At 36.0% G+C, this 15,184-nt stretch carries 19 protein-coding genes; all 19 read right to left on the minus strand.

Annotation, left to right across the window (positions count from 1 at the left end; translation table 11 throughout):
- Positions 1 to 72 precede the first annotated feature (72 nt).
- Positions 73 to 1,173 (minus strand): bifunctional diaminohydroxyphosphoribosylaminopyrimidine deaminase/5-amino-6-(5-phosphoribosylamino)uracil reductase RibD, encoded by a 1,101-nt coding sequence (gene ribD, locus Q0371_RS03755; RefSeq protein ID WP_298468456.1) that lies wholly within the window; start codon positions 1,171 to 1,173, stop codon positions 73 to 75.
- 10 nt (positions 1,174 to 1,183) lie between these two features.
- Positions 1,184 to 1,930 (minus strand): GTP cyclohydrolase II, encoded by a 747-nt coding sequence (locus Q0371_RS03760; protein WP_169358223.1) that lies wholly within the window; start codon positions 1,928 to 1,930, stop codon positions 1,184 to 1,186.
- A 533-nt stretch (positions 1,931 to 2,463) separates the two neighbouring features.
- On the minus strand, positions 2,464 to 2,745 hold the full coding sequence (locus Q0371_RS03765) for a hypothetical protein (protein WP_169358222.1): 282 nt from the start codon (positions 2,743 to 2,745) through the stop codon (positions 2,464 to 2,466).
- Between the two features lie 319 nt (positions 2,746 to 3,064).
- Positions 3,065 to 3,286: a hypothetical protein gene (locus Q0371_RS03770; RefSeq protein ID WP_298468461.1), complete on the minus strand. Its 222-nt coding sequence runs from the start codon at positions 3,284 to 3,286 to the stop codon at positions 3,065 to 3,067.
- Between the two features lie 73 nt (positions 3,287 to 3,359).
- Positions 3,360 to 3,719 carry a hypothetical protein gene (locus Q0371_RS03775; protein ID WP_298468464.1) on the minus strand — a complete coding sequence of 120 codons (360 nt, stop codon included), beginning with the start codon at positions 3,717 to 3,719 and terminating at the stop codon, positions 3,360 to 3,362.
- A 348-nt stretch (positions 3,720 to 4,067) separates the two neighbouring features.
- Complete coding sequence (locus Q0371_RS03780) at positions 4,068 to 4,790, minus strand: HAD-IIB family hydrolase (protein ID WP_298468467.1); 723 nt, start codon at positions 4,788 to 4,790, stop codon at positions 4,068 to 4,070.
- Positions 4,753 to 5,976: a glycosyltransferase gene (locus tag Q0371_RS03785; protein WP_298468470.1), complete on the minus strand. Its 1,224-nt coding sequence runs from the start codon at positions 5,974 to 5,976 to the stop codon at positions 4,753 to 4,755. The genes Q0371_RS03780 and Q0371_RS03785 overlap by 38 nt, the downstream gene beginning before the upstream one ends.
- Before the next feature lie 243 nt (positions 5,977 to 6,219).
- Entirely contained in the window at positions 6,220 to 7,029 is an 810-nt protein-coding gene (locus tag Q0371_RS03790; RefSeq protein ID WP_298468473.1) for a YitT family protein, read from the minus strand.
- Positions 7,030 to 7,319: 290 nt separating this feature from the next.
- Positions 7,320 to 8,099: a sulfite exporter TauE/SafE family protein gene (locus Q0371_RS03795; protein WP_298468476.1), complete on the minus strand. Its 780-nt coding sequence runs from the start codon at positions 8,097 to 8,099 to the stop codon at positions 7,320 to 7,322.
- 65 nt (positions 8,100 to 8,164) lie between these two features.
- Positions 8,165 to 8,392 (minus strand): sulfurtransferase TusA family protein, encoded by a 228-nt coding sequence (locus tag Q0371_RS03800; RefSeq protein ID WP_169358216.1) that lies wholly within the window; start codon positions 8,390 to 8,392, stop codon positions 8,165 to 8,167.
- Between the two features lie 90 nt (positions 8,393 to 8,482).
- Complete coding sequence (locus Q0371_RS03805) at positions 8,483 to 9,610, minus strand: MBL fold metallo-hydrolase (protein WP_298468479.1); 1,128 nt, start codon at positions 9,608 to 9,610, stop codon at positions 8,483 to 8,485.
- Positions 9,611 to 9,684: 74 nt separating this feature from the next.
- Positions 9,685 to 10,080 carry a DsrE/DsrF/DrsH-like family protein gene (locus Q0371_RS03810; RefSeq protein ID WP_169358214.1) on the minus strand — a complete coding sequence of 132 codons (396 nt, stop codon included), beginning with the start codon at positions 10,078 to 10,080 and terminating at the stop codon, positions 9,685 to 9,687.
- 1 nt (position 10,081) lies between these two features.
- Positions 10,082 to 10,642, minus strand: a complete 561-nt coding sequence (locus tag Q0371_RS03815) for a sulfurtransferase TusA family protein (protein ID WP_298468484.1) — start codon at positions 10,640 to 10,642, stop codon at positions 10,082 to 10,084.
- A 53-nt stretch (positions 10,643 to 10,695) separates the two neighbouring features.
- Positions 10,696 to 10,992 carry a rhodanese-like domain-containing protein gene (locus Q0371_RS03820; RefSeq protein ID WP_298468487.1) on the minus strand — a complete coding sequence of 99 codons (297 nt, stop codon included), beginning with the start codon at positions 10,990 to 10,992 and terminating at the stop codon, positions 10,696 to 10,698.
- Between the two features lie 12 nt (positions 10,993 to 11,004).
- Complete coding sequence (locus Q0371_RS03825) at positions 11,005 to 11,346, minus strand: rhodanese-like domain-containing protein (protein WP_298468489.1); 342 nt, start codon at positions 11,344 to 11,346, stop codon at positions 11,005 to 11,007.
- A gap of 10 nt (positions 11,347 to 11,356) precedes the next feature.
- Entirely contained in the window at positions 11,357 to 11,839 is a 483-nt protein-coding gene (locus Q0371_RS03830) for a DsrE/DsrF/DrsH-like family protein (protein ID WP_298468552.1), read from the minus strand.
- A 43-nt stretch (positions 11,840 to 11,882) separates the two neighbouring features.
- Positions 11,883 to 12,143, minus strand: a complete 261-nt coding sequence (locus tag Q0371_RS03835; protein ID WP_169358320.1) for a metal-sensitive transcriptional regulator — start codon at positions 12,141 to 12,143, stop codon at positions 11,883 to 11,885.
- Between the two features lie 166 nt (positions 12,144 to 12,309).
- The gene (locus Q0371_RS03840; RefSeq protein WP_298468491.1) at positions 12,310 to 13,341 is read right to left on the minus strand and encodes a TlpA disulfide reductase family protein; all 1,032 of its coding nucleotides are present in this window, start codon (positions 13,339 to 13,341) and stop codon (positions 12,310 to 12,312) included.
- A 52-nt stretch (positions 13,342 to 13,393) separates the two neighbouring features.
- Positions 13,394 to 15,085: an FAD-dependent oxidoreductase gene (locus Q0371_RS03845; protein ID WP_298468493.1), complete on the minus strand. Its 1,692-nt coding sequence runs from the start codon at positions 15,083 to 15,085 to the stop codon at positions 13,394 to 13,396.
- Positions 15,086 to 15,184: the final 99 nt, after the last annotated feature.

Genomic DNA, 15,184 nt, shown 5'->3' on the forward strand with positions numbered 1-15,184 from the left:
TTATTCTCCTACTCTTATACCATTGTTACTTTTTATTTATTTTTCTTTATACTGGATCAAAAGTTATGTAGCTCATTTATTTTTAGGGTAGGCAATTATACGAAGATCCTCTCCAAACTTTTGGAATTCGTCAAAATACAATTGCTTGGCAGCATCCATTGACTCTGGATTTTCACCAGTAAAAGGGGTAATGGATTCTTTGCCTCCCAGTACTTTTGGAGCTATATAAATATAGTATTTATCTATTAAACCAGCATTCAGAAAGGCCGAATTTATCGCCCCTCCACCTTCCACTAGTATGTCGGTTAACCCTTGTTGATATAATTCGCTAAGTACCTCTTCTAAATCCAATCCACTATTTCTCTTGGAAACAAATAATACTTTTGCTCCCTTTGATTCATATTCCTTAACACGGTTTGAATCTACTTCTTTACTTGTTACTATAATCGTTTTGGCTTCCTCTGTTTGAAGGACCTGTGCATCTAAAGGAGTCCGTAGGCTGCTATCTAAGATAATTCTTGTAGGATTTTTTCCATCAAGCTCAGAAAGTCTTGTAGTTAAGGCTGGATTATCTGCTATTACTGTACCTACCCCTACTAAAATACCGTCTACTTCATTTCTTAGCGTATGAACATCTTTACGTGATACTTCTCCACTAATCCATTTAGAATGTCCATTGTAGGTTGCGAGTTTACCATCTAGTGTCATAGCAAACTTTGAAATAACAAATGGACGCTTGGTAAGCATATTGTGTATAAAACGCTCATTTAACTTTTGCGCTTCTTTTTCTAATATCCCGACATCAACTTGAATGCCGGCGTCACGAAGCAGCTGAATGCCTCTTCCTGCAACCTCAGGATTAGGGTCCCTAGTCGCTACAACGACTCTGCTTACCTTTGATTCCTTTACTAAATTTGCACAAGGTGGTGTTTTACCGTAATGTGAGCAAGGTTCTAAGGTTACATAAAGAGTGGAACCCTCCGCATGCTGTTGCGCCATATTAAATGCATGCACTTCTGCGTGAGGCTCGCCTGCCTTGCGATGTAGTCCCGTACCAACAATTACTCCATTTTTCACAATTACTGCACCCACTACTGGGTTAGGATTCGTGTTGCCTTTCGCACTAGCCGCCAAGTCTAATGCAAGCCTCATATATTCCTCGTCGGTTTTCATTGTATACACCTCACACTTTTAAACTTGGACTCTCTTCTACAATATGTCCGGATTTTTTCACTTTCGTATTCAAATAAAATTCATTTGTTTCAGTCAGTCCACCCCATAAAGGCACGTGATCCTTAGCAAGAAGACCATGGTTCTTTAACGCAGCCAGCTTCCTAGGATTATTAGTTATTAAAGTCACCTGCTTGCTTCTTAATACTTCCAACACGCGAATTGCATCTTCATAGGAGCGACTATCGTCTTCAAAGCCTAGTGCATGATTGGCTTCAACCGTATCATAGCCTTCCTCCTGTAAAAGATAAGCCAGTGATTTAGAAAATAAACCAATTCCTCTGCCTTCATGATCTGCTAAATAAAAAATGGCACCACAGCCATGATTTACTACCATTTTCATCGATTCATGAAGCTGGAAACCACAATCACAGCGTTGACTACCAAATATATCTCCTGTATGACAAATACTATGCATACGAATAAGAGCATCTTCCTCATTCGCGAAGTCACCATAAACAAGAACAGAGGATTGTTGGCCAAAAGCTAAATTTGATTGTGGCAATGATGTTAAAATATCCTCTTTTGATAAATTTTTATCAATTTTAACCCAGGTATACCATTGAAAGGTTGTTTGGAAATCGCCTTGCTTAATAGGCAAGTTAACTGGCCCAACTAAACAAAGATCAAGCTCCTCAACCGTTTCTATTATTTTTATTTTATCCTGTAACAATGTCAGCGTTTCTTTATTTATATTCATTTTCATTCACCTATCATTCATATTCATCATTTTTGTCTATTATATTCTAATTATTTTTAAGCACTTACATAACGTAACCTAGTATATAATTGCAACCTTGCCGTGTCAACTTTTCTTCCCTTTTCCATTAGGGAATGGTGCGTACAAACATAAACATCTTACCATAACTTTTAACCTAAGATAACATAATCTTTCTTGATTCGATCTGACCAAAAGGAATAAAAATAATAAGCATCTATAATCGTTCCAGGATGTTCATAAAAACTAGATTCGTACAAATTAGTTAATAAATCAAAACGTATAAAGAGCAACTTGAGTTCCTGTTAAAACGTCTCTATATACTTGGCTCTGGAGTGGACGACTCTCGATGAAACAGTACTAGCTAGTTCAGACTGTTGTAGTCCTATTATTATGGTATGAGTAAAGGTTAATTTTAAAACAACTAAAAAATGAGCTAGGATATTTTTATCTTTGCTCATTTACTTTGTTATTACTTTTATGTTTTTGTAATAATTTGTTAAATTACCGGTTAGTTAAGTAATATTTCTAAACCAAGTCATCATTCTAATAACTTGAAAAGGTTCAAAACAAGTAACTAAAAATAGTAGAATAATAAAAGTAGCAATTGATATATATTTCACGCTTCCTTTTTCTCTTTTAGAGATCGCAACAAAACTAAACACTGCCCCTATAACTATAAAAATAACTCCAGTAAGTACAATAGGTTCGACGTAACCATCTATTAACCAGTTTAATATAAAGAATAGAATTCCAATAAACATTAGGACTATTGAGCTTATACTGAATCGTTTCATATATAACACCCCTATTAGTTTAACTTCTAAGTATGACTTTAAAATTTCGTAAAAGTTCCCATTCGTGTCCAGCTAACCTTTTGCATTAAGATCAATAAAAAAGGCATTACTCCAACTTAAAGTAATGCTCCCATAAGGTGTACAAAATCATTCACTTAAACCAAGTAAATATTGAATATGCTCCAAAACATTTTTTGATTAATATCATATCCTGTTGCCCGTTTTCCATACCAACTAACTCCCACTTATAATCCGCACTGCTTACTTTAGTTCAATAAGAAAAAGGCTTTACTCATTCTTGTAGCTAGCAGCTGTTAGCTTAAGAAGAATTTTTTACTTCCTTCTTCATTTTCTTACGATAAAAATAACGCCACAAATAAAAGACAGTCCAGATTATTACTAATACTAACAAACGAATATACTGATATTTTTGTTCACCATAAAATATTAAAATGCTCCCTATAATAAACGTTGGTACCATCAAATAGCACCACATTCTTACTTCCTTATTTTTAAAACTTAATTCAAATCGTTCACTCATATACTCCCCCCTTTTATAACTTTCTTCATCTATCTTTTCCTCTAATACGCTCGAAACGAAATGAGGTTCCTATTTAAAAAAGATAGATATAAGCAATTAGTACGGAAATCCCTATTAATATCTTAGTAATACACTTAAAGGAATTTTCCTCTCCTTTTTTTAAACCTACTCCCCAAATTACAAACCAACCAAATAGTGCCAATGCCATCCCTAAATCCCGTAAGACTTTTATATCAGATGCTGCAACAGAGCCTGTAAGATATACGAGGAAACCAATAAAACTGGGAATAATCCCTAAAATTGATAAAGGATTTCTCAACTCTTTTATAACCTTTATCTGTTTCTCATTCTCCATTTTCCTAAAGGAATACCAAGAACCCATACTAGGTATTGTCCATATAAGCACTATATAGGTCACTTGAATTAAACTCAATTCATCACCTCTCCCTGCCCCACGAATTGCCTTTTACAACTGTGAGATGGTTGACCACGTGTTAATAACACCCTTCAAAACTAACCTACTCCTTTACTTTAATACGGTTGAAGTAATTAGAAGTTCCAATATTAAACAAATTTACAATATATATTTCGTAAACATGCATTTGGCATATGTGTTGTACAAAAAATCAACCATAGCCATGTACATAGCCAAAATTAATAAGAAGTATTAACGTATCAATATAGATAAAATGCTTATCTTTGACGCAAAAAAAAAGACTATAGACAATTTTAAATGTGTCTGTAGTCTTAATGAGTTTACTTATGTGATTTAAATAAGGATTTAATTATCATAAAAATGCAACCAAGCCTCATGAATTCCGCCTGCACAATTTTTAGTTGCTCTAAATAATTGGGGGTGATCTTGAATGGCTATTAGCTCTGGTTGTGCATTTGCTACTATAACAGATGGATATCCAAGCCTAATCATTTCTTCGTCATTACCTGAATCACCTGCAATCAATATGGATGCTTGATCTTCTACATATTTTTCAATCACGTATGTCAAAGCAGATCCTTTTCCACTGGCCTCAGGGAGTATATCAATATCCCTTCCTGAGCTAAAGATAAATTTGTGCGGTATATTAGCTTGTAGCAATTCTTGCTTGAGCTTTTCAACACTTCCCTCATCTTCTTGCGCAGTATAAGAAATCCTAGATTCGTCTGGCAGCTTTTGTGGAACAATAGTTGGATAATGAGAAGCGATTTTCTTTATAGCCTCTGGATTCCAATTTTTCTTCATTAAAAGATTCCATTCTTCATCTGGTTTAAGGTCATTGCCTATATATATGCCTGTTCCCACATCCGAGATTAAAATACTCGGCATTGGAATGTTAGCCTCTTTCATAAGTTCTAGGGCTGATTCCCGATGCCTACCTGTGACATAAACTAAAGTAACTTTCTTTTGTAGACCTTCATAATAGGTAAGTAAGTCTTTTAAATGTTTTTCATCACCAACAAGCGTTCCATCAAGATCGGTTGCTAGCATTTGCGTAATCTTTTGCATATAACAATTCCTCATAAGTTTGATCTATTTCTTTTGCAATGGAAGACCAATTAAAGATACGTTTCGCACGTTCTCCAGCTTCTCTGCCTAGTCTTTTTGCTAAAAGATTGTCTTTTAATATAGTTTTCATAGCTGTTGCCAGCTGAGAAGGATCTTTTGGCTTTACCTGTAAGCCTGTTTTTCCATGAGACACGACATCTTTAAGTCCTCCAACTCCAGAGGCTATAACTGGGGTACCACAAGCTTGAGCTTCAGCTGCCACCATACCAAACGATTCATAATAGGATGGTACGATAACTGAAGTGGCTTTAGAAAAAAGATTACTTAAACCTTGTTGAGATTGAGGTCCTATGAATTCAATATATTCCTCTATACCTTTTACTTGCTCCCTTAAACCTGGATTGATAGGTAATCCTGAGTTGATGTCTATTTCTTCCTTATCACCACCAGCTAGCACTAATTTAGCATCCAGTTCTGGATTTTCCTTTTTTAATCTCTTAAAGGCATCTAATAGTGTGCCGATTCCTTTTGTCTTTTCCAGACGACCAGCATATACTAGCAACGGTTTAGTTACTGATTTTTTCTTGACTTGTGATTGAAATTCTTTTGCAACTCCAATTGATATTACTTCTATATTTGTAAGTGGTCCTGCAAAGTCTTGAATTATTTGCTTTTCAACTTCAGTAGTGGCGATCACCTTATTCGCAGATGTTAAAATTTTCTTTTCTGCGTCTAATCGAATCGGGTCTGCAGTTCCAGTAGCTTGTTTTTTTGCGATACCTAATGAATGAGAAGTGTGAACGAGGGGAATACCAAACTCTTCTTTTAAAGATAGCCCTAGTAACCCGGACATCCAATAATGAGAATGAACAACATCATATTTTGGTATAGATAAATTGTTTTTTATTTCATCATAGAATTGTGGTAACAAATCATATATCTTATCTTTTGCTATATATCCTTTATGACCTGCAGCAAATCTAATGACTCTTGACATATTTCCTAATTTCTCCACCTGAGGAGCACTGGGGTTACTCCAATGAGTAATTACATCTACTGCTATACCTCTTCTTCCAAGGGCAAGGGCAAGTTCTTTTACATAGTTGTTTTGTCCACCAGCCTGTTTACCACCTAAAGTTTCAAGTGGATCCCCATGCTCGGAGATAAATAAAATTCTTTTCCACATAACTAGCATCTCCCCTTTTCTTAAATAGTAACTATAATGTATTTACCCCGTTTTCAGACTATTAAACTCTAAATTATATTTATATAGCATGAAAATGACGATGGGCCCTTCAGCAATTAGGAAGGGGAGATGAAGGTCACCACTTAAATGCTGTATGTTTTAACACCTAGAGGCAAATTCACAAATATAATTTTCTATAAAAATGCAAATTAAAAAGCCCAGAGTTTTCTGGACTTTACAAAATCAATTTTTATTAAATGCTCCCATGACCTCAATCGTTTCAGTAATATTTACAAACGCATTACTGTCTACTTCCTTAATCATTTTCTTTACTTCCCCTAGTTCATATCTTGTGATGACGGTAAAAAGCACTTTTCTTGGTTGTTTAGTATATGCTCCTTCTCCGTCCAAAACAGTAATCCCTCGGACTAAGCTTTTAAGCATCTTATCTTGAACTTCCTCACCTTTTTCAGTGATGATCATAAGTGTTACTTTTACATGTTTGGTATGAATGACATCTACTACTTTTCCAAATACATATAGAACTAATAATGTATACATTGTTTGCTCCCAGCCTATGAAGTAACCAGAGGCTAATACAATGACACTGTTCATAACGAGCATTAAAGTTCCTAAAGAGAAATCCTTCTTTTTGGTAATAACAAGCCCAATAATATCTATTCCACCAGTAGAGCCATTGAATTTAATGATCATTCCGGTAGCAGCACCACCTATTACTGCTCCAAAAACAGAGGACAATAAAATATCTTCTGTAATCTGATAAACTGGAATATATTGCATTGCTAAACTCGTAAGGAATACAGAATACATACTATATGCTACAAATTTTTTCCCAATACTTATAAAGCCAAGAATAAACACGGGGATGTTCAAAAGGAAAATTATCCAACCAATATTCCATCCGGTTAGAATCCCTATTATCATACCTATCCCAGAAAACCCACCAAGAATAACTTCATGTGGCACCAAGAATAAGTTCAGTGCAACAGCCATTAATAACGAACCCAAAGTAATAACAATAAAATTTTTCATGTCTTGCTCCTTAAATTTAATCGAACTTAACTATACATCATTTTATTAAAAAAACGTATATTTAACAAAAAATAGTTTATTGAGTCAATTTAAAATTTCATGGGTTGTTTCATTAATAACCATCTTTTCATAAAATTATTACTGTATTTGATGGAACTGGATTATCTAGGAACTAATTAGGATATATATTTATAATAGAGATTCATAGAAATCTTAGCTAAAGTGAAACGTTAATCCAAAACAAAAACCTTAATTCACGAGATACATCTTTAAATTCTTTTCTTCGTGTATTACTGTAAAATATCGATCCAAATTTTAATAGCTGTTGCACCAATCATAATAGCTAACAGCCATTGTAGAATTTTCACATTCATTTTTTGACCAATTTTTGCTCCTAAAGGTGCTGCGATGATACTTGCAATAATCATTATGAACGCAGGCCAGTACTCAATTTGACCAGTAATAATTTTACCTACACTACCACCAATAGAAGAAATAAAGGTGATTGCTAAACTGGTCGCAATTGTAACACGTGTTGGTATTTTTAAAACGGTAAGCATAATCGGGACGAGTAAAAAGCCACCCGCTGCTCCGACGATCCCAGATCCTATTCCAACAATGAGCGCTAGGCTACTTGCAAGAACTTTATTGAACGAAATTTTAGCATTTTCCTCTATAGTTTTACGTGGAATAAACATCATAACCGCTGCAATTATAGCGAGTGTTCCGTACACAATATTAACAGCATCCTCCGATAAAAATCCTGAACCGTAACTACCAATAAAGCTTCCAAGTAAAATTGCCCCACCCATATAAATGATCAATTCCTTATGGAGCAGACCACTTTTTCGGTATGCCCAAACACCTGCAATAGAAGCGAAGAATACTTGAATCGCACTAATTCCTGATACTTCATGGGCAGAAAATGCCACCAGTCCAAATAGTGGTGGAACGTATAATAGCAAGGGGTATTTAATGATGGAGCCCCCAACTCCTAACATGCCCGAAACAAATGACCCTATAAATCCAAGGGCAAAAATAACAACTATAAATGTAATGGAAAGATCCATAATGTCTGTCCCTTCTTTCTGTAAAAAAAACGAGTAGAAGAATATTCTACTCGCTATTTATACTGTTAAGCTTTTTGAATATAAAAGAATAACACGCCGTCTTCCTCTTTTTGTTCAACAATTGTATGCCCACCAGCTGCTGCCCACGCTGTAAAGTCATTTAACGCACCTTTATCCGTAACTAATACTTCTAGTATTTCTCCAGAATTAATCGTATCAATTGTTTTTTTCGTACGAACGATTGGCATTGGACATGCTAATCCTTTTGCATCTAATGTTTTAGTAATGTTCATGTTATATTCCTCTTCTCGTATTATTTTTTGTCAGTATAAACTTCTCTCCAAGAGACAAGTGTATGAATAATATTTCCTTTGTTATGAAAATTAACGTACTGCACAACGGTTTGGTCCGATTTCCATTTCCGTTTGCTCTTCATTACTTGGTGTAATTTTGCCCATGTTCACGTGGCGAATTTCTTGATAGGCATTTGGTTGAGGAGGCAAGTTGTCTGTTACCATTGAACGGAATACTTCCTCGTCCTCTACATTTAAGCCATGATTTTCTGCAAATAGATCTCCTAAACGTTTTGCTACAGTACCATTTTCGTTTAGCTCTTCAATAATCATAAAGTGTGCTGGTAATACGATTAGATCTTCAGCTAATGAACGATAGCGAGAGTATAATGTTTCGCGTAAATCTGCTACCCAATCCTCTGCCAGACCGGCTAAATCAGGACGCCCAATCGAATCGATGAATAAAATATCTCCTGTTAATAAGTACTTTTCATCAATCACAAATGAAGTTGAACCAATTGTATGACCTGGTGAGTAAAGCGCACCTACATCAATTTTTGTTGACCCAAGCTGTACAGTTAAACCGTCTGTAAGGGCTGTGTAGTCAAACACAACCTCTTCTGCATCTTTCGGTGGTAAATAATAGGTTGCTCCTGTTTCAGCAGCAATATGACGTCCTCCTGAAATATGGTCGGCGTGTAAGTGAGTATCAAATACATGCTTGATTTCTACACCTTTTTCCTGTGCAAAATTTGTAAATACTTCTGTGAAACGGACTGCATCTATAAGCGCTGCCTCACCTTCAGAAATTGTCATGTAGGATAAGCAGCCTTTTCCTAAACGTACGAATTGGTATAGCTCGCCACCATTTGCAAGATCTCCTACTTTAATTGGCTCTAAATACATAGACCAGGATTTCATCCCACCAGCTAAATATGCAACTTCACGGCCAGCATCTGACAGCATTTCAGCAATCATAATAGATGAGCCTTCCTTAGCACATACTACTAAAACATCTTTATCAGTAGGAATTTGGTCTAGTATCTCTTCTACACCATCTAAAAGATCAAAATATGGAATATTTAAATACTCAAATTTATGACCTTCAATCTTCCAATCCTCAAATGCATCTGCATTTCGGACGTCTAATATAAATAATTCTTTATTATCAATTACTTTTCGAGCTACATCAGCAGCTGTCCATATATTTACTGTCATAAACAAGTACCCCCATAGGTATATTTTTATTAAAAATTTTTAGGTCGGAAGGGAACTCCCCTCCCATTACCTAATTAAAATGTTAATGTTGGTGATGCGTCTTTCGCGAATTCTAGGAACGTAACTGCTCCGCCTACATCAATACCGTCTACAAAATCATTTTTTGTTAAGCCCATAACATCCATTGTCATTTGGCAAGCAATAAATTTTACACCTAGCTCCTGAGCCATCTCAACCAATTGCGGAATTGCTGGGACTTGTGCCTGAGCGAAGCCTTCTGCAAAATGCTCTTTGCCTGCTGGCATTTCAAGTGCATGCATACCTTGCTTATGGATAAGGTTCAAGCCTTCAAAAGTAAAGAAAATTGCTACTTCCTTATCAGAAGCTGCCGCTGCTGTTGCGATATTAAATACTTTATATGCATCAAATAAACCGCCGTTAGATGCAATTATTGCTACTTTGTTTGACATATTATTCAACCTCTTTCTGTAATTCGCCTTCATACCCTGACATACCAGGTAAGACATTATATATTTTTTTAAAACCTGCTTTTGTCAATTGCTGTGCAGCCATATCCGAGCGAGTACCAGTACGGCAAATGACATAAATGGTTTGCTCTTGATCTAATTCAGATAAACGATTTTCTAACTCACCCATTGGGATCGATTTCGCACCGGGGATATGGCCGAATCCATACTCTGCTGCTTCACGCACATCTAAGATTAAGCCATCACCAGCGATTGCTTCTTCATTTGAAACCGTTTGTTCAAATGACTTTTCTTGTTGCTCGCTAATTTCTGGATTGCATTTTCGTATATAATGATAAAATACACCATTTTCTTCATGAGAACCGATGTATTGGTGCCCTACTGTTTTTGACCAAGCTGCTAAATCCGCGACAGAACCTTTATCTGTTGCTTGGATTTCTAAAACTTGACCTTCTTCCACTTCATTCATTGCTTTTTTAGTTTTCACTATTGGCATTGGGCAAGCTAAGCCCTTTGCATCTAATTGCACATCTGATTTAACCATTTGTTACCTCCACCTATACCGGTTAGGGTATAATTTTTTTAAAAAAATGTAATTTATTTAACTTCGCCTTTCCATTCAAGCATCCCGCCAGACATATTCGTCACATCAAAACCTTGAGATTCTAAAAACGTTGTTGCTTGGCCACTGCGACCACCTGAACGGCAAACCATAATATACGGTTTAGTTTTATCCAATTCGTGTAAACGAAATTCTAACAAGTTTAATGGTATATGGATGATACCCGGGATATGACCTGCCTCAACTTCAGAAACCTCACGCACGTCAATTAAATTTAGATTTTCCCCTGCTTGTAGCTTTTGTTGTACTTGCTCTGGTAAGATTGTTTTCATTTTAATATCCTCCTAATATGCACTCATGCCGCCACGGACATTCGTTACTTTAGTAAATCCCAATTTCTTTAATTGCTTACACGCTTGACTTGATCGCATACCACTTTGACAGATTACAATGATTTCCTTGTCTTTTGGTAACTTCGAAAGGTCAGAACCAAGTGGTATATTTTTAAATTGGGGTATATTTCGTGATTTGAATTCACCTTTTGTTCTTACATCGACAAATACTTTATCCTTATCGTTAATAATTTGTTTTAACTGTCCGGTAGATATATTTTGAATCCCTTTTGTCGGTTTAAAGCGCCATATTAAAAACACTGCTACGACTGCTATAATAATTATGGTTTCCATATGTCACCTCTTATATGAATAAGTTTACATTGCCATTTTCTGCATCTGCTAAATAAGCTGCAACACCTGCATATTGAATACCATCTAATAGCTCTTCTTTTTGAAGTCCCAGTAAATCCATTGTCATCGTACAAGTTACTAATTTAATGTCTTGCTCTTGAGCCATCTCCACAAGCTGTGTTAGCGTTAATGCATTGTGCTTATTCATTACATGCTTAATCATTTTGGGACCCATCCCAAACATTTGCATTTTTGATAAACCAAGCTTTTCAGCACCTCGTGGCATCATCTTAGCAAACATTTTTTCTAAAAATCCTTTTTTTACTGCAACTGATTCTTGCTTACGTAACGCATTAATTCCCCAGAACGTGTGAAAAATAGTAACTTCGTGGTCATAAGCTGCTGCACCATTCGCAATAATATAGGCAGCCATTGCCTTGTCATAATCACCACTAAACAAAACAATTGTTGTTCTTTTCTTTTCCATAATTATCTCCTTACCCGTATAGGTATATTTTATTGTAAAATAAAAAGTCTTATCGACTTTTTACTAATAGATCAACTGCTTGCTTAACCATTGCATTTTTATCAAGAGTTTCTACATTTTCTTTAGATAAACACTCAACTAAATTATCTGTGACAATAACACCAATTGTACGATCTACAGCAGAACGAACAGCACTTAGTTGTGTAATCACATCTTTACAATCTTTTTCTTCTTCCATCATACGTAGTATACCTCTAAGCTGGCCTTCTACTTTTTTCATCCTTGCTGTAACCTTCGCATCATATTGCATCATCTCACCTCATTTAATCAATATTTGTTCTAAACACATATTACTACCCCATAGGGTATATGTCAACACAAAAGAATAAAAGCTTTGGACCTCAATTGCGAGAGACAAGAATATTAAAGTCATTATAGGATGTAGAGGACCACATCCCATAATTTAAAGATATAAATCATTTATACTTGTTTGTTAAATTTCGTAAAACCTCTTCACTTACCGGCCCAATAATCCGTTCTAGCTCTTGTCCGTCCTTATTTAGAACTACCGTAGTGGGTATAGAAACAATATTATAGGATTTACCAAACCGATCCTTTTCATCTAACAAGATGGGATATGTCACTTCATATGTGGACATAAACCCTGCTAATGCCTTCGGACCATTATCACGGTCAGTCAAATTAATCCCAATCAATTCCACTTGATCTGGTAATTCTTCAGCAAAATTTTGTAAATGTGGCATCTCTGCCTGACATGGTGGACACCAAGTCGCAAAGAAATTCACCACTGTGAGCTTCTGGTCTTTCTCAGATAAAATATATCTATCATTTGAGGTAGTATTTAAATCGATTGCATCTCTGTCAGATGTGGAAACGGTCGAACGTAAATCAGTCACTGTCATAGCCATTAAGCTAAGTACACCAATTAAAGCAATTTGCTGATAGCTTTTCTTTTTTAAAATTAAAGACAAAATGACCATTAAATGTGCTATGACTAGTGCGTCCATCCATCCACTTACCCATAAAATAATTGGCCACTGAACAATTATTAACCACTGTTTCTCTTTCATTTCGAGTAAAACTAATAGTGCTAACCATATAATTGCAATGACCCATTGCTCCATTAAGATATAGTTTACGAATTGGTGGGCTGCTACAAAGCGGGTCCAATATTGCCATAGCACCTCCCACTCAATTCCCGCTCGATGCTTCACAAGTACAATTATCATCACCATGAAGGCTAATATATTTCCTTTTAAACCTCCATCAAAATATAGTATTGACATAGGTGCTTGGACAAAGCTTTCCCAGGAAAATAGGATATAACTTAATTTCCAGATTAAAACGTAAAACCAAAAAAGACGACTAATTATTTTGTCAGTATGATCATCTTTATTTTTGTTTCTAAAATCGCTGTAGAGAATAGCGATAAAAAATGCAATCCATGCAATGGGTATTGAAAATTGCCCCAAGGTTATATAAGTCATAAACATCTCCCTTCATGTAAAAAGGTAGCCCAATATGCAAATGCTGAAATCATTATTTAAAATTATATTTCGTCACGATTGGTTCACGATTTTGCTGTTGGTCATTAAAATATTCGTATAAGCTTATTCCCAAAAATGAACCCGAAACATTAAAAACTTTATCATAACCGCTATGTTCTAATGCCATGACAGCATTATAACTCCGCTGTGCTGAACGACAATGAACATATACAGGGATATCCTTTGGAATCTCATGCATGCGCTCTCGTAACTGACTTAAAGGAATATTCTTTGCACCCTTCACTGCTCCATTTGCAAATTCATTGGGCTCACGCACATCTACAATAAAAGCTCCCGATTCAACTAATGAACGTACTTCACTTACACGTACTTGTTTAAAACGTCCTGCCATCATATTCGTTGCCACCAGTGCCGCTAAATTCACAACATCTTTAGCAGTAGAAAACATTGGGGAATAAGAAAGCTCTAAGTCTTTTAAATCTTCAATTGTTCCATTCATTGTAATTAGAGTTGCTATCACATCGATACGCTTATCTGCATTACCTTTTCCGATAGCTTGTGCACCAACAATACGTCCAGTAGGAACTTCATAAATCAATTTAAAATGTAATGGATTGCTGGATGGCATCAGCCCAACTTTATCTGGAGCAATTACGTATACCGCATCCACTGGTATACCAATTTCTTTCGCAGTACGTTCATTTAATCCTGTAGCGGCAGCTGCATAATCAAACACTTGAATATTTGAAGAGCCGATTACACCCTTATTTGCATTAGGAATACCATAAATATGATCTGCAGCTGCACGTGCTTGGCGCTGTGCTGGCCCAGCTAATGCTAAACGTGTTGGTTTATTCATTAGGCGGTGATATACTTCGATTGCATCTCCCACCGCATATATATTTGTATCATTTGTTAGGAAATTTTGATTTACTTTAATGGCACCTGTTTCACCAATCTCCAGTCCTGCTTCCACTGCAAGTGATGTCTCTGGACGAACACCAATTGCCAATACTACGATATCCGCTTCGAGTACTTTACCTGAGCTTAAAGTAATCGAGGACATATTAATCTCAGCTAAGCCATCGTCTACCACCAACTGAATACCTTGATCCATCATTTCCTTATGCAATATTTGTACCATATCTTCATCGAATGGTGTGAGAATCTGAGGTGCATGTTCGACCAATGCTACATCACGCCCAGCTAAGCGAAGGTTTTCAGCTACCTCTACACCTATAAACCCACCACCAATAATCGCAATATTTTTTGCGTCTTTTTTGACAATCGCATCTTGTAATTTTTCAATATCTACTACATTTCGCACAGTAAATACGTGTGGTAAATCTGTTCCAGGTAGCTTTGGTATAATTGGGCTTGCTCCTGGCGATAAGATTAACTTATCGTATGATTCATTAGACAGCTCACCTGTTTCCACATTTTTAATCGTTACAGTTTTTTCATCACGGTTAATTGAAACGACTTCATTGTTAACACGTGCATCAATATTGTATTTCGATTCAAAGGAATCTGGTGTCATCATTAGTAGACGTTTACTATCTTCTACGATCCCACTTAAATGAAATGGTAAGGAACAATTTGAAAAAGATACATGCGGACCTTTTTCAAACATAACAATATGTGCTTGCTCATCTAAACGTCGAATTCTGGCAGCTGCCGAAGCTCCGCCAGCCACACCACCAATAACCACTATTTTCTTCATCCATATTACCTCCATATGATTGTTAATATCACTAGCTACATAATCAAGAACCTTATTTCAAAAACACGATGGTTATATTCTGCTCTGGTCATCACGCAT

Source organism: uncultured Psychrobacillus sp. (assembly GCF_938022135.1).
Taxonomy (GTDB): Bacteria; Bacillota; Bacilli; order Bacillales_A; family Planococcaceae; genus Psychrobacillus.